At 69.8% G+C, this 25978-nt stretch carries 23 protein-coding genes; 11 read left to right on the plus strand and 12 right to left on the minus strand.

The genetic code is table 11. From position 1 onward, the window contains the following. Positions 1-64: 64 nt before the first annotated feature. On the minus strand, positions 65-784 hold the full coding sequence (locus Apa02nite_RS52555; protein ID WP_444978710.1) for a DUF3885 domain-containing protein: 720 nt from the start codon (positions 782-784) through the stop codon (positions 65-67). 48 nt (positions 785-832) lie between these two features. Here Apa02nite_RS52555 and Apa02nite_RS32910 point away from each other — a divergent pair, with 48 nt between their 5' ends. Then, a complete protein-coding gene (locus tag Apa02nite_RS32910) occupies positions 833-1177 on the plus strand; it encodes a hypothetical protein (RefSeq protein WP_203828511.1) in 345 nt (114 codons plus the stop codon). 9 nt (positions 1178-1186) lie between these two features. Here the strand turns inward: Apa02nite_RS32910 and Apa02nite_RS32915 are convergent, their stop codons facing one another. Continuing rightward, on the minus strand, positions 1187-1792 hold the full coding sequence (locus tag Apa02nite_RS32915) for a YdeI/OmpD-associated family protein (RefSeq protein WP_203828512.1): 606 nt from the start codon (positions 1790-1792) through the stop codon (positions 1187-1189). A gap of 368 nt (positions 1793-2160) precedes the next feature. Here Apa02nite_RS32915 and Apa02nite_RS32920 point away from each other — a divergent pair, with 368 nt between their 5' ends. From Apa02nite_RS32920 to Apa02nite_RS32935, 4 genes are all read left to right on the plus strand, one after another. After that, a complete protein-coding gene (locus Apa02nite_RS32920; RefSeq protein WP_203828513.1) occupies positions 2161-10377 on the plus strand; it encodes a DNRLRE domain-containing protein in 8217 nt (2738 codons plus the stop codon). Positions 10378-10448: 71 nt separating this feature from the next. Further along, positions 10449-11354, plus strand: a complete 906-nt coding sequence (locus Apa02nite_RS32925) for a pentapeptide repeat-containing protein (RefSeq protein ID WP_203828514.1) — start codon at positions 10449-10451, stop codon at positions 11352-11354. A gap of 228 nt (positions 11355-11582) precedes the next feature. Next, complete coding sequence (locus Apa02nite_RS32930) at positions 11583-12143, plus strand: hypothetical protein (RefSeq protein WP_203828515.1); 561 nt, start codon at positions 11583-11585, stop codon at positions 12141-12143. Positions 12144-12243: 100 nt separating this feature from the next. Further along, positions 12244-15345: a GH92 family glycosyl hydrolase gene (locus Apa02nite_RS32935; protein ID WP_203828516.1), complete on the plus strand. Its 3102-nt coding sequence runs from the start codon at positions 12244-12246 to the stop codon at positions 15343-15345. A gap of 42 nt (positions 15346-15387) precedes the next feature. Here Apa02nite_RS32935 and Apa02nite_RS32940 read toward each other — a convergent pair whose 3' ends face one another. Next, positions 15388-16299, minus strand: a complete 912-nt coding sequence (locus Apa02nite_RS32940) for a LysR family transcriptional regulator (protein ID WP_203828517.1) — start codon at positions 16297-16299, stop codon at positions 15388-15390. Between the two features lie 91 nt (positions 16300-16390). On the opposite strand from Apa02nite_RS32940, the gene Apa02nite_RS32945 reads away from it, so the two are divergent. Genes Apa02nite_RS32945 through Apa02nite_RS32955 form a run of 3 tightly spaced genes read left to right on the plus strand, consistent with a single transcriptional unit; the run spans position 16391 to position 18635 of the window. Beyond that, positions 16391-17023: an NADPH-dependent F420 reductase gene (locus Apa02nite_RS32945; protein ID WP_239164729.1), complete on the plus strand. Its 633-nt coding sequence runs from the start codon at positions 16391-16393 to the stop codon at positions 17021-17023. 11 nt (positions 17024-17034) lie between these two features. Further along, a complete protein-coding gene (locus tag Apa02nite_RS32950) occupies positions 17035-17979 on the plus strand; it encodes an SDR family oxidoreductase (protein WP_203828518.1) in 945 nt (314 codons plus the stop codon). Next, positions 17976-18635: an NADPH-dependent F420 reductase gene (locus Apa02nite_RS32955; RefSeq protein WP_203828519.1), complete on the plus strand. Its 660-nt coding sequence runs from the start codon at positions 17976-17978 to the stop codon at positions 18633-18635. Before Apa02nite_RS32950 ends, Apa02nite_RS32955 begins: the two co-directional genes overlap by 4 nt. Before the next feature lie 174 nt (positions 18636-18809). Here Apa02nite_RS32955 and Apa02nite_RS32960 read toward each other — a convergent pair whose 3' ends face one another. From Apa02nite_RS32960 to Apa02nite_RS32970, 3 genes are read right to left on the minus strand one after another with little or no spacing between them, the layout of a single operon-like run. Next, positions 18810-19151 (minus strand): Imm51 family immunity protein, encoded by a 342-nt coding sequence (locus Apa02nite_RS32960; RefSeq protein ID WP_203828520.1) that lies wholly within the window; start codon positions 19149-19151, stop codon positions 18810-18812. Continuing rightward, the gene (locus Apa02nite_RS52240) at positions 19144-19497 is read right to left on the minus strand and encodes a helix-turn-helix transcriptional regulator (RefSeq protein WP_307871997.1); all 354 of its coding nucleotides are present in this window, start codon (positions 19495-19497) and stop codon (positions 19144-19146) included. Before Apa02nite_RS52240 ends, Apa02nite_RS32960 begins: the two co-directional genes overlap by 8 nt. Then, entirely contained in the window at positions 19497-19724 is a 228-nt protein-coding gene (locus Apa02nite_RS32970) for a hypothetical protein (protein ID WP_203828521.1), read from the minus strand. The genes Apa02nite_RS52240 and Apa02nite_RS32970 overlap by 1 nt, the downstream gene beginning before the upstream one ends. 309 nt (positions 19725-20033) lie before the next feature. Here Apa02nite_RS32970 and Apa02nite_RS32975 point away from each other — a divergent pair, with 309 nt between their 5' ends. Together Apa02nite_RS32975 and Apa02nite_RS32980 are read left to right on the plus strand one after the other, a co-directional pair. Then, positions 20034-20843 (plus strand): helix-turn-helix domain-containing protein, encoded by an 810-nt coding sequence (locus Apa02nite_RS32975; protein WP_203828522.1) that lies wholly within the window; start codon positions 20034-20036, stop codon positions 20841-20843. Between the two features lie 14 nt (positions 20844-20857). Further along, positions 20858-21058 (plus strand): DUF397 domain-containing protein, encoded by a 201-nt coding sequence (locus Apa02nite_RS32980; RefSeq protein WP_203828523.1) that lies wholly within the window; start codon positions 20858-20860, stop codon positions 21056-21058. A 101-nt stretch (positions 21059-21159) separates the two neighbouring features. On the opposite strand, the gene Apa02nite_RS32985 is transcribed toward Apa02nite_RS32980, so the two are convergent. After that, a complete protein-coding gene (locus Apa02nite_RS32985; protein WP_239164730.1) occupies positions 21160-21798 on the minus strand; it encodes a tetratricopeptide repeat protein in 639 nt (212 codons plus the stop codon). Positions 21799-21955: 157 nt separating this feature from the next. On the opposite strand from Apa02nite_RS32985, the gene Apa02nite_RS32990 reads away from it, so the two are divergent. Beyond that, the gene (locus Apa02nite_RS32990; protein ID WP_067697414.1) at positions 21956-22342 is read left to right on the plus strand and encodes a RidA family protein; all 387 of its coding nucleotides are present in this window, start codon (positions 21956-21958) and stop codon (positions 22340-22342) included. Here Apa02nite_RS32990 and Apa02nite_RS32995 read toward each other — a convergent pair. The 5 genes from Apa02nite_RS32995 to Apa02nite_RS33015 all read right to left on the minus strand — a co-directional run bounded on the left by Apa02nite_RS32995 (position 22339) and on the right by Apa02nite_RS33015 (position 25966). After that, the gene (locus Apa02nite_RS32995) at positions 22339-22725 is read right to left on the minus strand and encodes a winged helix-turn-helix transcriptional regulator (RefSeq protein ID WP_067697412.1); all 387 of its coding nucleotides are present in this window, start codon (positions 22723-22725) and stop codon (positions 22339-22341) included. The two genes, Apa02nite_RS32990 and Apa02nite_RS32995, sit on opposite strands and share 4 nt — an antisense overlap. A gap of 24 nt (positions 22726-22749) precedes the next feature. Then, complete coding sequence (locus Apa02nite_RS33000; RefSeq protein WP_203828525.1) at positions 22750-22944, minus strand: hypothetical protein; 195 nt, start codon at positions 22942-22944, stop codon at positions 22750-22752. A gap of 236 nt (positions 22945-23180) precedes the next feature. Then, a complete protein-coding gene (locus Apa02nite_RS33005) occupies positions 23181-23444 on the minus strand; it encodes a GlsB/YeaQ/YmgE family stress response membrane protein (protein WP_203828526.1) in 264 nt (87 codons plus the stop codon). A gap of 146 nt (positions 23445-23590) precedes the next feature. After that, on the minus strand, positions 23591-24388 hold the full coding sequence (locus Apa02nite_RS33010) for a LamG-like jellyroll fold domain-containing protein (RefSeq protein ID WP_239164731.1): 798 nt from the start codon (positions 24386-24388) through the stop codon (positions 23591-23593). 159 nt (positions 24389-24547) lie between these two features. Beyond that, positions 24548-25966 (minus strand): hypothetical protein, encoded by a 1419-nt coding sequence (locus Apa02nite_RS33015; RefSeq protein WP_203828527.1) that lies wholly within the window; start codon positions 25964-25966, stop codon positions 24548-24550. Between the last annotated feature and the right edge of the window lie 12 nt (positions 25967-25978).

Below are 25978 nucleotides of genomic sequence, written 5' to 3' on the forward strand. Positions count from 1 at the left end.
CGCCAGCAGTTAGCTACCCTTTTTTCGTACGCCGTGAAGGCGCCGTGATGCCCCTCATCACGGCTTACGTTGCCGGCGAAGTCGGTACTGCCCAGTCGGCATGTGCGGCCGCGAGCTGATCGCGGGCCCCGGCGTCCGGGGCGAACACCTCCGCGCCGCCGTCATAGGGGTGGTAGGCCCACGTGCCGGTGTCGCCGAACAGCATGACGTCGTCGGTCATGTCGTCGGCCACGCAGAGTAGAAGCTGGTCGAACGCCGGATCGCGCTGGTCCAGCTGCGAAACGTAGTGGTGTTGCCAGGAGGGAAAGCGCGGGCCCGTCGACAGGTCATCACTACGCCAGTGCACAGCGGCAGGCGTGGTGGAGGCCACCGCGCTATCGCGTGGTGGCGGCTGTGAAGCTGCCGACCAGGAGCAGGTGACCGCGGTCAGCAATTCATCGCCCGAGCCGAGGCCCCCGAAGATCGCTGTCAAGAGAACGTGATGCCGGCGCAGGATCTCCGCATGCTCGGAGTCTGAGGTGGCGTACCGCTTCCCTCCCGGGAGTGTGTAGAACCGAACCGAATGCCCCGAAAACCCTCGGCGCAGCACACGCGCCACAGGCGGGCAGCCAGGCCAGGAGGTGTCCCACGCTCGCTCCACTCGGGCAACTTCCACGAGATGTTGCCGGCTTCTCATGGCACGCGAACCTAATCGGCGTTGATGTCCAGGCACAGCGAATTCTCGCTCTCGCAAGTCGGTCCAGCAGCGAGGCGATCGCGGCGGCGTCTCGCGGCTTCCCTGCATCCGGCCGCCGCCACGCAGGTAGCGGGAGTGGTCAAATAGGCTGACCTCGTGGAACAGCCAGGCGCCATTTTCGTCGCCGCTTTCGTGCGGAGCGTCGCCGTGCTTGCGCTGGAAGCCGACGCCCAGGTCGCTTGGCTCGGCGAGAAGGGCTTCCCGCTGGTGGACGAGCTGGCGCTGGAGTTCGACGATGGGTTCCGGCTGGTACCGACCTTCGTCGAGCGTGGCTGGTTGAACGCCGCGGCGCTGCCCGCGCTGACCGAGATCGACCAGAACCTCAGTTCCATGAGCGGACAGCACAACGCCGGCCTGTGGCACGTCGAGGCCTTGGCCGGGAGAACGGAATGGGATCAGGTCAGGGCGTCGGCAAGGACGGCATTGGCTCTCCTGGCCTGACCTCACCGATCACGGCGCGGTCGGCGGCTTGGCCTTCTGCGGGTAGATCGTCTCGTGGCGGGCCAGCATGGCGACGAACTCGACGATCTTCCGCTCGCGGGTCTCCACCCGCTTGACGCCGTTGACCCGGTGGACGAGAGCAAACAGATTCGCCTTGGTGAGCACGTCGAACATGGCTTGCGCGGCCGGAACCGCGGCGATCGCGGTGAGCAGGTCGGCCGGCGCCTCGACCTCCGACGACGGGGCGTAGGCCGCCGCCCACCGCCCGTCCGCTTTCGCGGCGTCCACCGCGGCGCGGCCGGTGGGCATCATGCGCCCGGCCGCTTCCAGCCGGGCGACGTGGGTGACGTTGCGTTGTGACCAGACGCTGCGGGCTCGGCGCGGGGTGAACCGGATCCACGAGCTCTCTTCATCCCGCCTCCGGGCCTGCCCGTCGATCCAGCCGAAACACAGTCCCTCGTCGACCGCCTGCTGCCAGGTCAGCGTGGTAACGGTGCCGCCCTTCTTGGTCAGGGCCAACCAGACACCGGGCACCGTGGCGTGGTTGACCGACAACCACGCACGCAGCTCGTCCGCGTCCGCAACGATCAACTCATCCAGCTCGGCGCTCACCATGAGGGCAGGCTAACCGACGCGCAGCGGCCCCTCGGCCGCGTGTCCCACCTCCACCGGGCTCATCTCGTGCCGCTCGGCCTCATATGCGGCGGTGTCCGGGCATCGTCATTTTCGGTCAGCGGGTGCGCCTCATTGGGCTGGCGCCAAGAAACAGCCGACCGGCCGAGCGAACCCACTCACCGGCGAGAGGGCGCAGGTCAGCTGGTAAGCGTGCCATATTGACGTTCATTTATGTTCAAGAGATCGAAAGTCATCACTGCGTTCTCTACGCTTGACGACTGGCCGCCCCGGGAGCGGGGGCTCGTTGACACGGAGGACGCGGCATGCATCAGCGGCATCACCATGCGCTTTGGTATCGATGGCTATCGATGTTAATGGTTCCGGTGCTGGTCACCGGCGTGATCGCCCAACCGGAGACGGCGGCGGCAGCCCCGAAGAAGGACCATCATGTGCAACCGCGGGGCAACGCCGGCTGGAAAGCCGCCACGACCCCGAAGTCCACCACCACCGCCTACAAGAAGCCGTCCGACAAGGGCGGCACCCCGACTCTCAAGCCGGATCCGCGCGCCAAGCGCGTCAAGGAGCTCGCCGACCGCCGGACCGCGACCACCGCGTCGTACACCATGTCGGACGGCAGCGTGCAGCAGGAGATCTCCGCGCTGCCGGTGAACTACCGCGACGGCAAGGGTGCCTGGCAGAAGATCGACCCGAGCGTGAAGACCGTCTCGCACGGGGCGTTCACCGCGGGCGCCGAGGGCAACGCGTTCCACACCTACTTCTCGCCGGACGCCGCGCAGTTGCTGCGCATCGAGCAGGGCGGCGCGTCCGTGCAGGTCGCCGCGGACGGCGCGGCCATCACGGCGCCGAAGATCGCGAAGGACTCGGTCACCTACCCGGACGCCTATCCCGGCGCTGACCTGCGCTATCAGGTCGGCCCCGAGGGCGTGCAGAAGTCGATCGTGCTGGCGAAGGCCCCCGCGGCCGACCGGTCCTACCGCTACACGATCACGGTCGGCGGCGGCCTCGTGCCGCGGCAGGTGGCCGGCGGCGCGATCGAGTTCCGGGCCGGCGAGTCCGGGACTCCCGTCTTCACGATTCCGGCCCCCTACATGGCAGATTCCAAGATCGACAAGACGTCACCGTACGGGCACGTGTCCAGCACCGAGGTCACGCAGAGCATGACGGTCGACGCCGTGACCGGCGCCGTGCACGTGACCGTGCGGCCGGACGCGGGCTGGCTCGCCGACGCGGCCCGGGTCTACCCGGTGACGATCGACCCGACCATCGTGGTGGCGCCGACCCCGTCGGCCGCCGCGAACACGATGGTCCTCGCGGACGGCCCGGCGGCGAACTACAGCACGTCGTGGCGCCTGTCGGTCGGCACGACGGCCACCGGCCCCGCCCGTACGCTGATAAAGATCCCGCTGCCGGCGGTCCCGGCCGGAACCACCGTCGCCTCGGCGGACCTGCGGCTCTACTACGACCAGACGTTCACCACCGGTGCGAACAGCGTGCCGATGCAGGCGCTGCAGGCGAACGCGGCGTGGAGCGCGGCGACCGCCACCTGGAACAGCGCCAAGTCGATCGGCGGACCGGTCGCCGGTACCGCCACCAAGAAGGCGAACACGCTCGGCGCCTGGGTGGACTTCCCGGTCACCTCGGCCGTGCAGTCCTGGGTGAACGGCAGTACCAACAACGGGTTCGTGCTCAAGGCCACCGACGAGTCCACCCTGAACCAGGGCGGTCCCCGCTTCGAGGGTTCGATCTACGCGTATGGCGGGGAGACCGTCACCTACCCCAAACTGGTCCTCACCTACGGGGTGCCCGGGGTGGCGGTGAACCCTCCGGCGGTCGTGCACGCCACCGGCGCCGAGCTGTCCTGGCCGGCGTATGCCAACACGACCGGGGACGCGGCGAACGACCTCGCCGAGTACCAGGTGCACCGCAGCGTCCAGCAGAGCTTCACGCCGGGCGCGAGCACCCTGGTCTCCCCGGTGACCTCCGGCGCGACCGGTTTCGCCGACTCGACGGCCGTCCCGACCCCGGCGGACAGCTCCGACCCGTACGGTAATGCGTTTTATTACATGGCGGTGGTGAAGACCAAGGGCGGAAAGCTCATCCCGGGCCCGACGCAGCTGGTCCGGCTGCCGAAGGCGGGCCGGACCACGCTGCTGCTGCCGGCGGCCGCGGCGACCACGTTGTCGTCCAGCCAGCCGGGCGCCGTCCTGAACACCCTGACCGACGGCGGCGTCGCCCAGCCGTGGTTGTCGGTCGGCGACAACTCCGCGACCTACGGGGTGACCCGCTCGGTCCTCGACTTCGGCGCCCTTCAGGGGATCCCGGCCGGTGCCCGGATCGTCGACGCGCACCTGAAGCTGTGGCAGGAGACGACGACCACGACCAGTTCCGGCGCGGTCTACGAGCTGCACGGGCTGACCCGCTCGTTCACCGGCAAGCAGGCCACCTGGAACACCGCCGCGACCGGTACGGCGTGGAGCTCGGCCGGTGGTGACTTCACCGCGGCGGCCGCCGGTACCGTCTCCGGGCTGACCAACGACCCGAACCGGCAGAACCTGGACGCCACCGCGGTCGTCCGGGGCTGGCTCGGCGACGCCGGCTCCAACCACGGCCTGCTCGTCAAGCTCAAGGACGAGACGTCGGCCGCGCCGCAGGAGCGCACCGTGTTCGCCGGCCCGGCCACCGAGGAGCCGCGGCTCGCCCCGCAGCTGGTGCTCAGCTACCTGGACCGGTCGACGGACGCCACCTACTACGCGCCGTCCACGCCGGAGCAACTGGTCGGCGGCGGCGAGTACACCGCACCCGTCACGATCAACAACACCACCGACGCGACCTGGGCGGCGGGCAGCCAGGTGCTGACCTATCACTGGACGCTGCCCGACGGCACCGAGGCCACCGACGCGTCCAACCAGGTCCGGACCGCGCTGCCGGCGGATCTCGCGCCCGGCGCCACGGTGACCCTGAACGCGAAGATCGTCGCGCCGACGCCGGCCAGCGGCAACGACGCCGAGGGCTACGCGCTGGCCTGGGACATGCTCGACACCGGCAGCGGCACGTACCTGTCGGCGTCGGCCGGGGTGAGCGCGCTGGCGCAGCCGGTCAGCGTCGACCCGTCCGGCAACAACCAGCTCGGCCTGGAGAGCTTCTACCAGTACACGACCACGCCGGCCGGGTCCGGTTCGACGATCTCCACGAACCTCTCGTCGGGCAACTCGGTGTTCAACTACGACCTGTTCGCGAACCCGTCGCGCGGCTTCACCACGTTGCTGCGGATGACCTACAACTCCAGTTCGACGATCGACGCGGACTCCGGGTACGGCTGGACCATGCAGGCGTCCGCGCCGATGCGGGTGGGTCAGCCGCTGGACTTCTTCCCGATCGTCAACCCGCTGACGGTGACCATGGTCGACGGCACCGGCAACGCGCACCGGTTCGTCCGGGACGTGGGCGCGGGCGTCTGGCGGGCGCCGCCGGGCGTGCACCTGTACCTGCAGCAGCTGGTCAACTGTGGCCTGACCACGGAGAACGCCAGCGCCTGGTCGATGACCCGGCCGGACCGGACGGTGTACTACTTCGACTGCGCCGGCTACCCGACGGCGCAGGTGGACGCGAACGGCAACGAGGCCGACTTCACCTACGCGTCGCGCCAGGCGCTGGGCCGGCCGACCCGGTTCCTCACCTACATCACCGACCCGGTCGCCCGGCAGACGCTGACGGTGAACTACTACGCGAGGGGCGAGGCTTATTCGTACGTCGACGGCTCGGGGAACCTGGTCGCGGCGACCAACCTGACCGACCCGCAGATCATCGACCACGTCAAGTCGGTCAGTGACGTCGCCGGCCGGACCGTCGCGTTCTACTACACCCCGCAGGGCCTGCTCGGACGCCTGGTGGACGGGGCCGGGGACGCTGCCGCGAAGACGTTCACATTCAGCTACACGCCGACGCTGCTCAACGTGAAGCTAGTGGCGGTCACCGATCCGCGCGGGGCCACCAGCCGGATCGCGTACCGGCCGAGCCTGTCGCTGTTCGGCGGGCGCACCGACGCGGTCACCGACCGGCTCGGCAAGGCCACCCAGTTCGCCTACCAGGTGCCCGGGTCGGTGGCCGGCGCGGTGCAGCAGACCACGGCCACCGACGCGAACAACCATCGGTACGTCTTCCAGATCGACGCGGCCGGTCGGATGATCCAGCAGGTCAACCCGCTCAACCAGCGGACCCAACTGACCTGGGACGGCGACAACAACGTCGCCACGCTGACCGAGAACAACGGGGCCCGGACCACCTGGACCTACGACCAGGACACCGGCTACCCGATCAGCGTGACCGACGCGGCCGGCACCGGCACGGCCCGGTACGCGTACCGGTTCGCGCTCGCCGGGCACGTCGCCGACCTGGTGGATCAGGTGTCCGCGGCCGGGCGCAAGTGGCACTACACCTATGACGACTTCGGCAACGTGCTCACCGCGCAGGCGCCGAACGGCACCGCGGCGGGGTCGGGGTTCGTCACCACGTACGCCTACGACGCGTACGGCGGGCTGATCAGCACCACCGACGCGAACAACCACACCACCGCCTACAGCTACTACCTGCCGCTGCCGGTCACCGTCTACGAGCCGACCGGCCAGCCGCGTTCGATCACCAGCCCGGAGGGTGGGGTCGCCCGGCTCGCCTACGGCCCGCGCGGTGAGGTGGCCTCGGTCACCGACCCGCTGGGCAACGTCGCGACCCAGAACTACGACGTGTTCCTGCGTGACCTGGACGCCAAGGTGCCCAAGGACCAGGCGGCCGACACCTTCCTCACCTACCCGGCGCCGGTCTACGACGCCAACGACAACGTCACCACGGCGACCGCGGCGAACGGCGCGGTCAGCACGGCGGTCTACGACGCCGCCGACCGGACCACCTCGAGCACGCTGCCGGCCGACACCGGCACGACGGCGGCCCGGATCGTGAAGTTCACCTACGACGCGGTCGGCAACCAGCTGACCAGCACGTCACCGAACGGCAACGCGTCGACGGTCACCTACGACGCGGCCGACCAGCCGGTCACGGTCACCGACGCTCTCGGTGGCAAAACCATCACCGGGTACGACGGTGTCGGCAACAAGGTGCAGCTCACCGACCCGCTCCAGCACGTCTCCAAGGTCGGGTACGACGTCGACCACCGGCCGGTCAGCACCACCGACGCGGCCGGCACCACCACCGCGACCACGTACGACGCGGACGGTCTGGTCCTGACCCGCACCGACCAGAACAAGGCCACGGCGTACTACTCGCTGGACGCGAACGGCCAGGTCACCCAGGTCCAGGTCCCGCACGTCAGCGGCGCCTTCAACACCACGCAGTACCAGTACGACCAGGTCGGCAACAACACCAGCGTGATCACTCCGAAGGGCGTGGCGTCGGGGGTGGCCGGGTCGTACACCCTGTCCGCCGAGTACGACAAGGACAACCGCCGGTCAAAGTCGCTCGGCGCCTACGACGCGTCCGCGGCGGCCGACTCGGTCTACGGCGCGGACAACCGGCCGGAGACCGACTACACCTACGACGCGGCCGGGCAGGTCACCGAGGTCAGCCAGATCAGCCGCAGCAAGGGGATCCCGGCCACGTCGACGACCACCACGTACGACTACTTCGACAACGGCTGGATCAAACGGTCCACCGACCCGTTCCACATCGCCACCGACTACGACTACAACCCGCTCGGCCTGCAGACCTCCCGCAAGCTGACCGCCGCCGACGGCACCGCGGCCCGCCAGATGACCTGGGACTACCACCCGGACGGCAAACTGGCCGGCTACCACGACGGCGGGCTGCCGGCCGGCTGGCAGTCGCAGATCCTGACCGCCGACTCGCCGAACACCTCGGCCGACCGGGGCTGGGAGGCGGGTCCCCGGGGCAAGGGCTTCGACGGCTCCACCTACTGGACCGGCACGATCAACACGTTCAGCTGGAACCCGACGATCCCGCAGGACGGCGACTACACCGTCTACGTCTGGTTCCCGGCCGGCGTCGGCAAGGGGCCGGCCGGATATTCGGTGAACGGCAGCGACCCGGTCTTCGTCAATCAGGCCAGCGGCGGCGGGACCTGGGTGCCGCTGAGCAACCCGGCGACCGAAGACGGCCAGTGGGCGCTCAAGGCGGGCACCGGGCAGAACATCGTGCTGCGGGCCAACGGCGACACGACGGTGGCCGACGCGGTCCGGCTGGTCCGGGACAACTCCGGTGACCCCGGGCAGCAGCCGGTCACGGCGGCCTACACGTACGACCTCGACGGCAACCGGATCGACGTCGCCGACACCTCGCCGAACGCGCAGTTCGACCACTACCCGGCGACGTTCGACAAGCTCGGCCGGCCGACCCAGCTGCAGGAGAAGTCCGGTGACACGGTCAAGCACACGCTCACCTACGGCTACGACGCCGCGAGCAACCTGCTGACCCAGACCAACGACGCCGACGCCAACACCTACACGTACGACATCCGCAACCTGCTCACCCAGGTGGTGACAAAGAAGGGTGCCGGGGACGCCGGGATCACCACGGCGTTCACCTACACCCCGGCCGGGCAGCGTGCCTCGCAGACCAAGGGCAACGGCAACAAGGTCGGGTACACGTACCACCTGGACGGCGCGCTCGCCACGATGAGCGAGCAGACCGGTGCCGGCGCCACGATCGCGTCGCACACCCTGACCTACGACCCGAACAGCAACGTCACCAAGGACGTCGGCGCGCTGCAGAACGCCGACGACCACAGTGCCCTGAACCGCACCGCCGACCGGGAGTACAGCCCGAACAACCAGATCACCAAGGTGACCAACTCGGACGGCAAGGACAACCAGACCTACGAGTACGACAGCGCCGGCAACATCATCCACCAGCTCGTCGACGACGTGGACGTGTTCTTCAACTACGACCGCGGCCGGATCTCGAGCTCCCAGGCGATCGTCGCGCCGCTACCGGTCACCGGCGGCTACCAGTACGACACGCTGGGCCGGCTCTTCGCGATCTCCAACCTGGCCGTGCTCGGCACCAACCTGGGCGCCGAGCAGCAGTACACCTACGACGGCTACGACAACCTCGTCACGCAGTCCAGCACCACCACGGACGGCAAGACGAAGAAGGACACCTACACGTACGACTCGCTGAACCGGGCCACCACCGAGAAGATCAGTCTCGGCGGCGAGCAGATCGGTCAGCAGAACTTCGACTACCTGGGTACGACCGGCGTCGTCAACGCCGAGCAGCGGCAGTACGCGGCCGGGGGCGGCGGGAGCACGACGTACGACTACACCCCGGGCGGGGAGCGGCTCGTGCTGCGCAACACCGCCCAGGGCACGCCGCCGGTGAACCAGACCGACTACTACACGTACAGCCCGCACCAGGACGTGGAGGCGCTGACCGGCTCGTCCGGCACGACCGACGCGACGTACGGCTACACCGCGTACGGCGCCCGGACCGATGCGCTCACCACCGGGCTGGACAAGACCGATGACGGGCTCACGTTCCCGTACAACAGCTACCGCTTCAACTCGGCGCGGGTGTCGGTCGGCACCGGGAACCTGAGCATGGGCGCCCGCACCTACAACCCGAACATCAACCAGTTCCTCAGCCGTGACTCCTACAGCGGCTCGGGCGCCGACACCGGGCTGACCGGCGGCCGGTACGGCTTCGCCGGCGGCAACCCGATCAGCAACGTCGAACTGGACGGCCACAGCTGGCTGTCCGTGCTCGGCTCGGTCGCGGCCGGGGTCGGCATCTTCGCCGGCTGCGCCGCCCTGGGCCTGGCCACCGAGGGCCTCGGCCTGGTCCTCTGCGGCGCGGCCGCGGGACTGGGCGGCGGACTCACCGGCCAGGGCATCAGCTGTGCGCAGGGCGAGCAGGGCGCCTGTTCGGTGGGTGCCTTCGTGACCGCGGGCGTGGTCGGTGCGATCACCGGCGGGATCAGTGCCGGGGTGGGACTCGGCATCGCCGGGGCGCTGCCGCGGACGCTGCCCGGCTGGGCCTCACAGGCGATCGTCGGCCTCGGGGCCGGCGCCGCCGGAGGCGCCACCGACTACGGGCTGATGTGCGTGCAGTGCTCGTGGACCGGGCTGGCGCAGGCGACCGCGACCGGCGCGGCCATCGGCGGTGCGCTCGGCGCCGCGCAGGGCTTCGCGTACGGCCGGATCAACATCGTCACGAACCTGGAGAACCGCTACTACGTGGCGAAGATCAGTGCCCGGCTCAAGGCGATCGTGGACCGTACGGTCGCCGACGTGGACGCCGGCCGGATCGAGATGAGTGCGCGCGAGCAGGCGCAGCGGTCCAGCACCCGGCTGGCCGAGGCGGGTCGCGGCAACGTCATCGACCGGGTCGCCAAGGAACGGGTGGCGGCCAACCGGTACCTGCGGACCCGGGTCTTCCAGGCGCGGCACTTCCCGCCGGAGAACGCGCCGGACTTCTGGAACCCCCATCTGCGGACCTGGTGGGACATGACGACGCCGGAACAGTGGGCGCAGCACGTGCAGGACTACGCCCGCCAGTTCGGCAACGGCATCCTGCTGCCGACCCGCCCGCCCCGCTGAGTTCAGCCGGCCTGACTGAGGTGGGATGCTCGGACGACGAGTCCGGGCATCCCACCTCGAGGAGTTTCCTCATGGACCACCGAGAACGCTGGCTCACCGAGGACGGCCGGCGGACCGCCGCCAAGGTCCTGCGGCGCCTGTCCTGGCGCCGCTCCCTCGACGGGCTGGGACTGCCCACCGTGGACGGGCGGATCGACCTGCGCGGCTTCACCCTGGCCGAGCCCGGGTTCACCCCGGTGCAGGCGGCCGGGCTGACCGTCGGTGTCGCCGACCGTCCCCTTCCGGAGCTGCGCAAAGCCCGGCTGCGGGGCGTCGACCTGAGCGGGGCCCGGCTGCGGCACTTCACGCTGATCGACCCCCAGTTCGAGGACTGCCTGCTGCGCGGCGCCGACCTGACGAACTTCGGCGCCTGGCGCGGCTCGTTCGAGCGCTGCGACCTCAGCGGCGCCACCATCACCGGCACGGTGCTCAGCGCCCGGCACCGCGGCACCGGCACCACCTGGCGTGACTGCACCTTCGACGACCTCACGATGACCGGTGCGCTCGTCGACGGCGCGACGTTCGAGCGGTGCACCTTCGACCGGACCCGGATCGCCGAGATGTTCTTCAAACGCTGCGCCTTCACCGCGTGCCGGATGAGCGGCGAACTCGAGGACGTCACGTTCGTCGGCCCGGCCGCGCTGACCGATCTGGATCTGCGCGGCTGCCGCCTGGTCGACGTGTCGTTCACCGGCATGCGGCTCTCCGGTGTCCGTCTGCCGATCCGCGACTCCCTCACGGTAGTCCCGGACGCCACCGGCATCCTGAGCCGGTTGCAGGCGGCCGGCCATCCCGAACTCGAGTTCTGGGTCGGCTACCAACTACAGCACCACACTCCCGGCGACGACCTCTACCTCGACTACGACTCCCTGCAGGCAATCGTCGGCGACACCGGGATCGCCTTGATCCGCGACGCGGTCGCCCGAGCCACCAGCTGAGTCCGCACCACAGGCGCTCGCCGGTCCAGCACGGCGAGCGCCCATGGTGGCTATCACGGCCGTGAGACCACGATGGGTGCTCGCCGCGCCGGAGCTGGGGCTGCCGGGCTGGGCCTAGCGGCCGTTACGGCGGCCCGATAAGGGCCGTGGGAGCCAGCCGGGCCGGTGACGGGCCGCCGGGCGTTCCGCGGAGCTGGGCGCGGGTTCTCGCCCGGCATGATGGGCGGTGTGAGTCTGCTCGGTGTGGTCGTTCTCAGTCCGGTCGTGTTCGTCGTGGCGTGCGTCTGGCGGCTGGTGGACTGGCTGTCGGCGAGGCGGGTGACCAGTTCTGACCAGTGGATCATCGGCCCTCGGCATCTGGTGCGGATCGCGACCGCCGCCCTGTGGGCCGCGGTGTTCGGCCTGGCGCTGGTCACGGTGCTGGCGAGCGTTCTGGTAGCGAGCTACCACCGGGAGCAGCGTGCGGGTGGCGACTTCAGCGGCCTGCTGACCGCGGCGCTGGCCGTCGGTGTCTACGCCGTCGTGGTGCCGATCGCCAACTGGCTGGCGATGCGCGCACTGGGCGTCCAGCCGGCCCGCCTCGCGGCACTCGGCTCGTGGGCGTTCCTGGGTGCCGCGCTGCTGCTCGCCCACCAGCAGATCCCCGGCGGCGGGGTGCAGCCCGGCTGGTTCTACGGCCTGGTCGCACCAGTCCCCTATGCTCTCGCCGCGGTCGCCGTCGTGTGCGTTCCCGCGCCGGCCGAGGACCGCCGGGAGAGCGACGATCCCGCGACCGCGGACCAGGCGTAAGGCGCGGCGCGTCGGTTCCGGAACCTCAATTCATTGACTTGTTTCAATGAGTCCTGACAGCGTTGTCATACTCCCATGACACGTGAAGGGACGGCACTTCATGCTCCGTACCCTGGCGGCGGTAACGCTGCTGGCCACCACCGTTCTGGCCATCCCACCCACCTCGGCGCAGGCCGCCGACCTTCCGCTGACCGGATACGTCAATCCGCTGGTCGGCACGGACGACAGCAACTCACCCAACCCGGTCGGCGGTGGCGCCGGCGGGTCGACGTTCCCCGGCGCGACAGTGCCGTTCGGCATGGTCCAGTTCAGTCCGGACACGCCCAGTGCGTCGCCGTCGGGCTACCGCGACCGGGACCGGACGATCGAGTCGTTCAGCCTCACCCACTTCAACGGGGCCGGCTGCCCGAACAACGAGGACCTGCCGATCCTGCCGATCACGGGGGCGATCGGGTCCTCCCCCGGCTCGGCGTGGACCAGCTACGCCAGCGCGTACACGAAAGGCAACGAGGCCGCGGCGCCCGGCTACTACCGCAACCGCCTCGACAAGTACGGCGTGGACGCCGAGCTCAGCGCGACCACCCGGACCGGCGCGCTGCGGCTGACCTACCCGGCCAGCACCACCGCCCGCGTACTGATCAACGCCTCCCGGTCGGCCACCGGCGACCGGGCCGGCAACGTGACGATCAGCGGCAACCGGGTCTGGGGTGAGCACACCGCGGGCGGGTTCTGCGGCGGGCGGACGTTCAAGATGTACTACTCGATCCTGTTCGACCGGGCGCCGACCGGCGTCGGCACGTTCTCCGGTGCGACGGTCAGCGCCGGGTCGACGGCGGCCAGCGGCACCCAGGCCGGCGCGTACGTCACGTTCGACACCACGGCGAACCCGGTGGTGACCGCGACGGTCGGCGTCTCGTTCGTGAGCGTGGCGAACGCGCAGAACAACGCGACCGCCGAGGCGGCCGCTTTCGACACCGTACGATCAAGGGCTGACACCGCGTGGAACGCGGCCCTGAACCGGGTGCAAGTCACCGGTGGCGGAGCCACTGACCTGCAGAAGTTCTACACCGCCCTCTACCACGTGCTGATGAACCCGAACGTGGCCAGCGACACCAACGGGCAGTACATGGGCTTCGACCAGCAGGTGCACACCGCGACGCATCCGGTCTACCAGAACTACTCCGGCTGGGACATCTACCGGTCGTGGTCGTCGCTGGTGGCGTTGATCGCGCCGGACGTGATGTCGGACATCGTGAAGTCGATGGTGCTCGACGGCCAGCAGGGCGGGCTGCTGCCGAAGTGGTCGCACCAGAGCATCGAGGACTTCGTGATGCCTGGCGACCCCGGCCCGATCATCGTGGGCAGCGCGTACGCGTTCGGCGCGCGCGGTTTCGACACCGCCGCCGCGCTCGCGCTGATGAAGAAGGGCGCGACCGGCGGGGCGACCCAGGGGTACGTGCTGCGCGGCAACTACGCGGTCTACAACGGTCAGCACTACATCCCGGGCAACCCGTCGGAGACCCTGGAATACGCCGCGTCGGACTTCGCGATCAGCCGGTTCGCGGCCGCGCTCGGCGACACGGCCGGCGCCGGCACGTACGCGACGCACGCGCAGTACTGGCGCAGCCTGTTCAACGGCGAGTCGTCGTACATCCACACCCGCGGGTCGGACGGCAACTGGTCGGCGGCGCTGAACCCGGCGACCGAGAAGCCGTACGTGGAGGGCAACGCGGCCCAGTACACCTGGATGGTGCCGCACAACCTCGGCGCGCTGATCACGCTGATGGGCGGCCCTGGCACCGCCGGCCAGCGACTCGATCATCACTTCACCGAGCTGAACGGCGGGCTGTCCCGGCCGTACTTCTACGTCGGCAACGAGCCCGAGCACGGGGTGCCGTGGACGTACAACTTCGTGCGCCGGCCGGCCGGTGCCAGCGAGACGGTGCGGCGGGTGATGGCCGAGTCGTTCACCACCGGCGCGGGTGGCCTGCCCGGCAACGACGACCTCGGCGCGACCTCCGCGTGGTACGTGTGGGCGGCGCTCGGGCTCTACCCGGTCACCCCCGGCGCGGACACCCTCGCGGTACACGGCGGGATCTTCCCGAGCGTGCTGCTGCAGCGCCCGGGCGGCAACATCACGATCAGCGGGGGCAGCGCGACGGCGCCGTATGTCCAATCACTATCGGTCGACGGCACCTCGACGACGCACAACTATCTGCGCTATCCGGACATCGCCAACGGCGGCACTATTTCGTACGAGATGGGGTCTGCTCCCTCGGTCTGGGGCACCGGCAGCGGTGACGTGCCGCCCAGCTTCGGCGACGGAGCCGACCAGCCGCCCGCCGAGCCGTCCCTCGGCGACAACCTGGCGCTGGGCCGACCGGCCGTCGGCGGCGCCGCGGTCTGCGGCAGCGAGACCGCCGCGAAAGCCGTCGACGGCGCGCTGAAGGGCAACAGCAAATGGTGCTCCTCAGCCACCCCGCGCACCGTGACCGTCGACCTGGGCTCGGCACAAAACGTGTCATCGTTCATCGTCAAGAACGCCGCGCTCGGCGGCGAGCCGCAGGACTGGAACAGCGCCGCTTTCACCATTTCGACAAGCTCCGACGGTACGACCTACAGCAGCGCGGTCGCGGTCACCGGCAACAAGAACAGCCGCAACTACCTGCCGGTGCCGGCCCGCACCGCCCGCTACGTGCGCCTCGACGTGACCACACCCACCTCGACCGCCGACGCGGCCGCCCGGGTGTACGAACTGGAGGTCTACGGCTCGTCGTCCGCACCGGTCGACCTGGCTCTGCGCAAGCCGGCCGGCGCCGACTCGTCGTGCGGCGCGGCGGAGGGGCCGGAGAAGGCGTTCAACGGCAGCTGGCTGGGCGGCTGGGTGGACAAGTGGTGCTCAGGAGGCGCCACGAAGTTCGTCCAGACCGATCTGGGCAGTCGCCAGCACATCGGCACCGTGGTGATCCGGCACGCCGGGGCGGGCGGCGAATACCCGGCCTGGAACACCCGCGACTTCGACGTGCAGACCTCGGATGACGGTACGGCGTGGACGACCAGGGCCTCGGTCCGGGCGAACACCGCGGACTCGACGACGAGCACCGTGAACGCGGACGCGCGGTACGTGCGGATCTCGGTGCTGACGGCCGCGTCGGACGGCAACAACGCGGCGCGGATCTACGAGGTGGAGGTCCGCGGCTGACCGCAAAGGATCAGGCCCGTCGCCGGCGGGCCTGATCCTTGGTCACCGGTGCTGTGCAGCAGCGTCGCCGCCGAGCTGCCACATCTCGTAGTTGCCGCACTCGGCGGTGATCTCGGCCGTTTCCCGCGCCGCGCTGAGGAAATCCTCGACCAGCGGCGACGTGCGTGATGCCGCCACCGCGAGGCACACCTGCTCGGGCGCCAGATCCGCGACGGGCACGTAGCTGACGTCCGGGTGGGAGTAGAAAACGGTCGCTGACCGGGCCAGGAACGAGATGCCCCGGCCGGCCGCGACGTGCGCGAGCGTCTCGTCCACCCCGCGCACCAGGTATCCGGCGTTGGGGTGCGGCCGCTTGGTGGGCTGGGTGCTCGGGTCGGCGTGCCAGAGCAGCGGCTCACCGGCCAGGTCCGCCTCGGTGACCTGCTCCTTGCCGGCCAGCCGGTGCCCGGCGGGCAGCACCGCCACCCGCGGCTCGGTGTAGAACGGGGTGACCCGCAGGCCGGCCTCGTCGAGGGGCAGCCGCACGTAGCCGATGTCGATGCGGCCGTCGAGCAGCATCGCGGCCTGGTCGTCGGCTTCGATCCGCTGCACGTCCACGGTCACGCCCGGGTGCCGGGTGGCGAACAGCTGCACCGCCGGGGTGACCGTGATGCCGGCCCGGAAGCCGACCATGAGCCGCTGGTCGCCGCGCGCGGCCGCGGTCACCCGGCGGCGCACCGCGTGCGCGGAGGCCAGCAGCGGGCCGGCGTCGGTCAGCAGCTGCCGGCCGGCGGCGGTCAGCTGCACGCCGTGACTGTCCCGGACCAGGAGCGGGGTGCCGAGATCCTGCTCGAGCGCGCGGATCTGCCGGCTGAGCGCCGGCTGGGCGATGTGCAGGTCATCGGCGGCGCGACCGAAGTGCAACCGGTCGGCGACGGCGACGAAGTAGCGCAACTTGCGCAGGTCCAGATCCATGAAGCCTCCCGGAACGGCGATGCCTGAAGGGTATCGCCACAGCTGAAACAGGTCTTGGACACCCAGCTCAGGCCGGTGACACGCTCACCACGTGAGAAAAACAGGCAGCATCAGCATCATCGGCCTGGGCGGCATGGGGCGCGCCCTCGCCGCCCGCGCGGTCGAGGCCGGCCACGCCGTCGAGCTCATCGGTCGCGACGCGGCCAAGGCCGGGGAGGTGGCCGCCGCGCTCGGTGGCGGCGCCACGGCCGGCACGATCGGCACCGCCCCTGCCGGCGACATCGTCATCCTCGCCGTGCCGCACGCGAGCGCCGTGCCGGTCGTCACCGGGTACGGCAACGCGCTGGCCGGCAAGGTCATCGTCGACATCACCAACCCGATGAAAGCCGACGCGAGCGGGCTGACCACCCCGGACGGCACGTCCGCGGCGCAGCAGATCGCGGCGGCCGCCCCGGCGAGCGCGCACGTGGTGAAGGCGTTCAACACCGTCTTCGGTCACGTCATGGTGCCCGGCCGCCGGCTGGACGTGCTCTTCGCCGGCGACGACGCGCCGGCCAAGGCGAGCGTGTCGGCGTTCATCGAGAGCCTCGGGTTGCGACCGCTGGATGCCGGCGGCCTGGCAATGGCGCACTGGCTGGAAGGAACGGGCCTGCTGATGGTCAGCCTGGCCCGTCACGGCACAGGTGACTTCAACTTCGCCCTCAGCCTCAGCTCCCACTCCTAAGGAACAGCAGCATGCGCGTTTTCGTCACTGGCGGGACCGGCCACTCCGGTTCGTACATCGTTCCCGAGTTGATCGCCGCCGGACACGAGGTGACCGGGCTGGCCCGGACGGATGCCGCCGCGGCGGCGCTGTCCGCACTCGGCGCGAAAGTGCGTCGCGGGGACCTCGAGGATCTCGACGGGCTCAAAGAGGCGGCCGCGGACTCCGACGGCGTCATCCACGTCGCGCACCGGCAGGATCTGCTGTTCACCGGCGGGATCCACGCCGTGGCCGCCGCGGAGGTCCCGATCATGCTCGCGTACGGCGAGGCGCTGGCCGGCACCGGGAAACCGCTGGTCGCGGCCGGGAGTATCGGCTCGCCCGGGCAGGGGGTCCTGGGCCGGACGGCCACCGAGGAGGACCCGGCGCTGCCCAGCGGCGAGGAGCACCGGAGCACGCTACGGGCTCGTAACGTCGTGGAGACCACCGTGATCGGCCTGGCCGAGCGGGGCGTGCGGTCGTCGATCGTGCGGATCGCCAACATCGCGCACAGTACGACCGACCGCGCCGGTTTCCTCCCGGCGCTGATCGGGCTCGCGAAGGAAAAGGGCTTCGTCGGTTATCCCGGCGACGGGGCGAACCTGTGGAACGCGGTGCACATCCGCGATGTCGCCCCGCTGTTCCGCCTGGCATTGGAGAAGGGTCCGGCCGGCCGGTACTGGCATGCGGTCGGGGACGAGGGCATCGCGTTCCGCACGATCGCCGAGGCCATCGGCAGTCGCCTGGGCCTGCCCGTCGTGAGCCTCCCCGTGGACGAACTGGTGCTGCCGGGTTACTACGGCTTCCTCGCGAACATCGTCACGCAGACCTACCCGGCGTCGAACCTGATCACCCGCCAGGCGCTCGGCTGGGAGCCCGTCCAGCCGCGCCTGCTCGCCGATCTGGACAACGGCCACTACTTCGGGGTCAGCGCATGACGACCGTGGGATTCATCGGCAGCGGCGCGATCGGCAGCACCCTCGCGCGGCTGGCGGTCGCGGCCGGGCATCAGGTTGTGCTCAGCAATTCACGCGGTCCCGCAACGCTCGCGGACCTGGTCGCGGAACTCGGGCCGCGCGCGTCGGCGGCGACGAGCGGAGAGGCCGCGGCCGCGGGTGACCTGGTCGTGGTCACCGTGCCGGTCAGAGCCTTCGCCGACGTGGCCGCCGTGCCGCTCGCCGGAAAGACGGCCATCGACACGTGCAACTACGGCCCGGAACGGGACGGGCCCATCCCCTCGCTCGACAGCGGGTCGCTCACCTCGAGTGAGCTGCTGCAGCGGTATCTCCCGAACACTGTGGTCGTGAAGGCGTTCAACAACATCTTCTACAAGCACTTGCTGTCATTGGCGGGGGCGGAAGACCGCTCGTACTTGCCGGTCGCCGGGGACTCCCCGGCGGCGACGACGGCGGTGACCGCGTTCATCGAGTCCCTCGGGTATGGCGTGGTGGACGCGGGACCACTGGCCGGCAGCTGGCGCCAATCGACGGGCACGCCGGTCTGGGGAACTCCGTACGGGCCGTACTCGGATGAGAACGGCCAGTCGGCCGGCGAGGTGGCCATCCGCACGGCGCTGGCCGCCGCGACGCGGTAACCGGTCACCGCCACTGGGTCACGTGGTGCAGTTCTCCCGTGGTGAGATCCGGCTGCCCCCAGTGGTCGCCGACGGTCGTGGTGTAGACCACAACCAGCACTCGCTCGCTCGGATAGGCGGTGTAGAAACCCCGGTACCAGTGGGGTTCGCCGAGGCCCGGCCGAGGTCCGATGGTCAGTCAAGATCGGCTTCGGTGAGGAGTCGTGACAACAGAGCGCGATCGTGGAATGCGGCGTGCAGACGCTCAGCAAGTCGGCGCAGCGCAGCGGAGTCGGAGCTTCCGGCCACGAAGGTGCCACCTTCGGAGCTGAACCAGATCGTGTCCGTGAGGCCGGGCATCTCGGCCCGGATCAGCCACTGGGCGAAGCTCTCCCAGCCGTGTCCGTTGCTCTCCGCATCGAGTTCGTCGAAGACGTCTTCGACATCCTCCATGTCGCCGTCGAAGAGCACCAATTCCTGCTGCCCGTCTTCCCGCGTGAAGACGTGAAACGGAGACAGGGAGGGATCGTCAGTCACGCCGGCATCGTAGTGACCTCAAGGCCGGACGCAGGATTTCGACGAGCGCCCCGATCAGGTCGCCGTCCACGAAGATCTGATCACGTTCGGCCAGGTGGTCCGCGATCCGCTCGGCCAGCTCCCGGATGGCGTCATCGCCGCAGACATCTCCGGCCGGATCGCCGTCGCGAGCTCGGTGGATCCAGTCCTCAATGTCGTGCTCCCACCAGACGCGGCCCATGGCCAGCTCCTGGAACGGCTCGGGAAAGTCGTCCTGCTCGGCCAACTGCTGGATCCGTTGCCGGGAGCGCCCGAGGCGCGTCGCGATCTCCCTGGCGCCCACCAGCCGCAGCACGGTGCTGTCCATCACGACTCGTCGGGACCGCGGGCACCCGGCGCGGAGGTCACCGCGGCGACGAACCGCCGCAGCGCGTCGGGGACATCCTCCGGATGCGGCCGCAGGAAGATGACGCCACGCCGCTCGTCGAGGATGAGTCCGTCGATGTCCAGCGGGATGCCGTCCAGGTTGATCTGCACCTCGGCATCAACCCCGAGCGCGCTCAACGCCGCAATCAGCTCACTTTGCGTAATCACAACCCACCCCCTTTCCAAAATTCAAAACCCCGCATCCGTACGCATGGCCGGCGCGTTTCGCAGGACCAGTTGTCAGCCGCGCCGCGTCCCCATTGCCAGGAAAGATCACCATGAGTAGTGACTGAGTTGCTTTCGAGCGACGGTACAAGTACATGATGTACTTTTGCAACCGGTCGAAGATGATCCCTTCCTGAGATCCGGCGTGTAGGCGCGGCAGACTCACAGACAGGAGCCCGACGGATGGAGTCGAGATCGATGCCGGTTCGCAGACAAGCGCCGACCGTCGCCCGTCGACGCCTTGCTGCGGAAATGCTCGAACTGCGCACTGCTGCGGGCCGCAGTCGCGAGGCGGTCGGAGCGGACACTGGGTTGTCGCAGGGCGCTCTACACCGGATCGAAACCGCCAAGACGACTCCGCAGGCCGGCACCCTGAATCACCTGATGGACTACTACGGTGTCACCGACCCGGAGAAGCGCGCCGCCATGCACGACCTCCGCAAGCGCTCGAAGCAGCTGAAGTGGCTGGAGCTCTTCGAAGGTGGCGATCTGCCGGACAGCTACCGCACACTCGCTTCCTTCGAGGCTGATGCAACGAGGATGTCCGGCTACGAGAGTCTGTTCATTCCCGGCTTGCTGCAGACTCGGGCCTACACCGAAACCATCATCCGCGCGCTTCTGCCCGAAGCGCCTGCCGAAGAGATCGAACAGCGCCTCAACATTCGCATGCGCCGGCAGGAAGCCCTGACCAAGCCGCACCCTGTCGCGTTGTGGGCGATCCTCGACGAGGCCGCGCTCCGGCGACGGGTAGGAAGCCTCGAGACCTACCGTGAGCAGCTCGTGCACCTGCTTGCCGCAGGACAGAAACCGAACGTCACGATCCAGGTCATCCCCTTCAGCACCGGCGCTCACCTCGGCATGCCAGGAGCGTTTGCGGTCCTGGAATTTCAGGAACCCGACCCTCCCCTGGTCTACATGGAGAACGCGGGCGGTGGCCTCTTCGTCGAAGCCGACTCTGAAATAGTCTGGTACCGCAACAGCTTCCTGCGGCTCGCCGCCCAGGCGTTGAACCCGCAAGATACTGCTGCGTGGATCGAGCGGGTGGCCTCGGCCGCCGAATAGGGGAAGGAACGGTCGTGGACCTCACCAACGCGCGCTGGACCAAGAGCACTCGTAGCGGCGCCAACGGCAACTGTGTCGAGGTCGCGATCACCGACGAAGGCGTCGCCATGCGCGACACCAAGGACCGCACCAAGACACCGCACACCTACACCCTCGCCGAATGGGATGCCTTCATCGGCGGCGTCAAAGACGGCGAGTTCGACCTCCCCGCCTGACCAGCAGCCTGGTGCCGTCGGTGGCGGCACCAGGCACGCGGGGTAGCAGGTTCGGTGATGGCGTCGCGGTGCAGATGCTGAATCTGTCGCGCCGGGCGGCGCTACTCCGGGACTGTCGCCTTTCTCGCCTGCTCGATCTGCCGCACGATGGCGTGCGCGCCGTGCGCCTGTGCGATCGCGTGCGCCTCGTCGAGCGTCGCGGTCGCGTCCGCGTGGCGGCCCTGGGCCGCGGCGATGTAGGCCAGCCCGACCATGTTGGCGGCCACACCCGGCAACAGCCCGCGCTCCCGGCGAAGCCGCGAGGATTCCTCCAGCCGGTCGCGGGCTTCGTCCAGGCGCCCGGCCATGTGCGCCGCGATGCCCAGATGCCGCAGCGCCTCGGCCTGGATCGCCTGGTCGCCGACCTGCGCCGCCAGCCGGCCGGACCGTTCGAGCTCCGGAACCGCGCTCGTGTTGTCCCGCCGGATGACCTGATGCAGGCAGCCGATCCAGAACAGCGCCTCCGCCTCGCCGCGCACGTCGCCCAAAGATCGGTACAGCTCGGCCGCGCGCTGGAACAGCGGCAGTTCAGCCGGGTCTTCGGCCGGGGACGGGCCGTCGCCCTCACGAGCCGTCAGAAACCGCGCGTGCAGGATCCGCCCGCGGGCCAGCGCGGCGTCGGCCTCCAACGCGTCCAAGCCCCGCTCGGCGTCGGCCAGCCCGCTGTCGTCGCCGTCGTGCACCGCCCGGTCGTAGGCCATCCTCACTCGTTCGATCCGATCCTCGGCACTCATCTCCGGCCCCCGTCCTCGAACATCCACACGGGAGCCTAGAGGCAGGGCGGTTACCCAAAGGTGCCCTGAGATGGGAAAAGTGCGTTCTTCCGAGGTCAGGGCCGATCATCGTACGGTCGTCGGCATGACTGTTACGTTGCTCGACGTGCCCGGCCTGCCCGAGATCCCGATCTATCGCCAGGTCTCGGTGGCCACCGGTTCGCGGCTGATCCACGTCGCCGGCCAGGTCGCGTGGGACGGCGGTGACTTCGCCACTCAGGTCGAACAGGCGTACCTGAATGTCGGCACTGCTCTGGCCGCCGCCGGCGCCACCTTCGCCGACGTGGTGAAGCTGACCGCCCACGTCGTCGACTGGAAACCCGCGCTCATGCCGGAACTGCTCGACGGCATCGCCCGCGCCTCGGCCCGGCTGGGCGTCACGATCGCCGCCCCGGCCTCGCTGTTCGGCATCGTGGCCCTGGACGTCCCCGAACACCTGGTCGAGGTCGAAGCCGTGGCCGTGCTGGATTAGGCGTCGCCGAAGCGGGCTCGGGAGGCCTCGATCTGTTTGAGGTAGGTCTGGGTCCAGCCGCACATGCCGTCGACCACCTCGCGCAGCGCGACGCCCGCCTCGGTGAGCGAATACTCCACGCTGGGCGGGACGGTGGGGTGCACGGTCCGGTCGACCAGGCCGTTGCGCTCCAACGTGCGCAGGTTCTGGGTCAGCACCTTGTGGCTGATGTCGCCGACCTCGCGCCGCAGCTCGTTGAAGCGCATCGTCCGCAGCCCGAGGAACTCGATGATCAGCAGCGACCACTTGTTGGCCACGTCCGAGAAGATGGCCCGGGCCAGCGAGTCGGCCCGGGCCAGATCAGCCTCGGGCGGCAGCGCGCCGATCTCCTGCCTGGTCCCCACCGGTCCGAGCGTAGTACGCCGTCGTCAGTGCGACGCGGCCAGCGGTGTCGCGCCGTTGGCGTAGACGATGTGGCTGAGGCGTTCCGCGCTCGCGGCGATCTGCAGGACGACGTCGAGGCGTTCACCCGGCTCGATCGCACGGGCCTCGGTGAGCTGGCGACGCAGAATCTGCACCTCGGCGAGATGGATGTCGAGTGCGTTGACGATTTCCGCGTGCAATCTTGGCTCCTGGTTCAGGGATGAAGCCGAAGGGATTTCGGCAACGACATCAACCGTAGGCACGTTCGGTAGCCACCGACCGCAAGTTGTGAAGCTGGCCACCTGTGATGCTGATGGGGCGGACGCGGTCCCCGCCTCCTTCTCCGCGGATGAGAAATCGGCGACGACCCGACGACAACGACAACGACGGCGCCTCCGCCGAAGCGGAGGCGCCGTCGCCGGGGAGGTCAGTGCGGTCAGCGGCGGCCACGCGTGCCGGCGACCAGGGCCACGCCGACCGCGGCCAGGCCGACCTGCAGGGCCAGCTCGATCCAGTCGACGCCGCCGGTGTCGGCGACGCCGATCGCGGCGGCCAGGAACGTGCCGATGATCGCGGCGACGACGCCGATGACCAGGGTGAGCCAGATCGGAATGTTCTGCTTGCCGGGCACGACCAGGCGGCCGAGCGCGCCGATGATGAGACCGACGATGATGGCGGTGATGATTCCGGTGACTTCCACGACTGCGCTCCTTGGCGAGGGATAACCTGCTGCCAGGGAACTTCCCGGTTCCGGCCGCCACCCAAACGTGGTCCCGCTCACCGGCTGGTTCACAGAGGTGTCTCCGCGACCTCGAGACACCCCCCACGACCAGCCGGCGAACCGGCTCACCGGCTGATGCGGATCCAGACATCGTCGAGGGCGCCCTGGAACGGGTCGCTGTTGGAGCTGAGGCCCTTGCCGCCGAGCACCAGCGGCGCGCCGTTGTCCACGGTCAGGTCGGCCGGGATCGTGGTGGCGCCGTGGTCGGCGCCGTCCACCAGGATCGTCAGCGTGGTGCCGGAGCGCCGGCACTCGACGGTGTGCCACGTGCCGTCGGCGACCGTGACGTCGCTCTTCGCCAGCTGGATGTCGCCGGAGTCCTCGCTGGTCATCACGCAGCTGGGATGGCCGGGGCGCTTGTCGATCTGCAGTTTGTACTGGCCACCGGCGACCGAGTAGCCCTTCTGCAGCACGTTCTGCCCGTCGCTGGTCTGCCCGGCGGCCAGCATCACCGTGGCGCCGAAGCTGATCGATCGCGGTCCGGGGTTCAGCTCCGGGGTGCTGGGGGTCTGCAGCACCACGCGCGGGCATTCCGCCTGTTCGCAGGATCCGGGGAACTGTGCCGCCTGACCGGAGCCGTGCGGCACCGGGCGCAGGATGCCGCCGAACCGCGAGCGCGGCTGCAGCGCGTGTCCCAGCCCGGACGTGTCGGAGACCGCGGTGTCCCGGGCGGTGGTGTCGAACGTGTACGACGCCACCGCGGGGCTCGGCTGCGGCACCGGCGTCGCGGTGGGGTCCCCGGCCCGCCATTGCGGCGCCGTGCCATGACCGGAACTGATCCGCAGGCCCAGCGCCACTCCCCCGGCGATGGCCAGCACCACCACCAGTACCAGGGCGATCCTGTGCTTTGTCAGCGTGCTCACCCCATTCCACGGCCTCACTCCGGAAAACGAGGTGATCTTCAAGAGGTTGCTGTCACCCCACTCGCCGCGATCTTGGCGAGTTCTGGTCGAAATACCGGCGCAAGTCTCCAAGATCGCGGCAGGTAAGGCGGCGGCGAGACGGCGGCGGCGGGCGTGGGGTCAGCGGCGCAGCGACCGGCCCACTCCGGCGATCACCGTGGTCGCCAGCACCCACCCGGCCACCATCACCGCCACGGTGACCGCTTTGTCCGCACCGACCGGGTCCCATGCCTGGTCATGACCGAAACTGACCAGCGGCACCAGCACGTCGAGGCTGTAGAGCAACGGGTCCCAGGTCGGCGCCTCGCCGGCCTTGACCGCGCGCAGCGGCCCCGACCAGGCGAACCAGGCCGTGCTCGCCGCCACCACCATCAGCAGCCAGAGCAGCGCCCGCCCGGGCCGGTACCCGAATCCGATCGTGGCGTCCTGGATCGCGCCCCAGACCGCACCGAGCCGGCCCATCGCCCGGTGCCGCAACCGTTCCCGGACCACCAGCACCTGGCGGGCGTCCTGCTCACGGCCGTCGCGGCGCAAGGCCGCGGCCAATTGATCGTACGGACCGGGAGCGAACCCGGCCCCGAACCGGGCCATCCAGTCGAGCCGCTGCGACGCCGTCCAGGTGGCGACGTCGTCGGATCGGCGGGTCAGCCGCTCGTAGCCGAGCCCGTCCAACTCGATCCGGCAGTCCCGGGGCCAGCCGACCGGGTCATCGATCATCCGGCCGAAGCGGGCATCCCGTAGGCTGATCTGCCCGGCTGAGTCCGGGCCCGGCCGCAACGTGAGCAGCCGGGCCTGCGCCTCGATCAGCAGCACCGCGTACCCGTCCGTGCAGCGCAGCGTGCCGCCCTGCACCGCGATGCTCCCGCCGACCTGCACGCCGATCAGGTGCAGCTCGCCGTCGGCGTGCACGTCCCGCGCGAAGATGCTGCCGCCGACCTCGGACGGGCCGGCCACCGCGGCGGCGTTGTCGCGCGCCCGGCCGATCCGCGCGTCGGCCAGGTCGAGGTTGCCGCCGATCCGGGCGCCGAACAGTTTCACCCCGTGCGCGACGTGCGCCCCGCGCAGGCGAACGTGCCCGCCCACGTCGGCACGCTGCAGGAACACCGTCCCGCCGACCGTGCTGCGGTCGAGCTCGACGCTGCCTGCGACGTGGGCCGCCAGCATCCCGATGTCACCGGCGATGCCGGCGTCGCGTACCCCTACATCGCCGCTCACCCGGAGCCCCTCGGCCTGGATGCCCGGCAGGACGCTGCCGTCCAGAGTCATCTGGACCAGCTCGGCGTGGTCGAGCAGCAGGGTCTCGTCGAAGACGCAGCGCCGCAGGCGCAGCGGCGTCTCGATCCGCGCGCCGGTCAGGTCCAGCGTGCCGGTGATCCGCACGCCGGCCAGGTCGAGCCGGGCGACCCGGCCGGCCGCGCTCCCGGGTCCACCCAGCAGCAGCGCGGCCAGCAGGTCGGCACCGATCACGGCGCCGGGCAGATCGAGCGGCGCCCCGTCCCGGTAGGCGCGTCGCAGCCGCGCGCCGACTGATCGTCTCACCGGGACATTGTT

It is taken from the genome of Actinoplanes palleronii, from assembly GCF_016862315.1.
GTDB lineage: Bacteria > Actinomycetota > Actinomycetes > Mycobacteriales > Micromonosporaceae > Actinoplanes > Actinoplanes palleronii.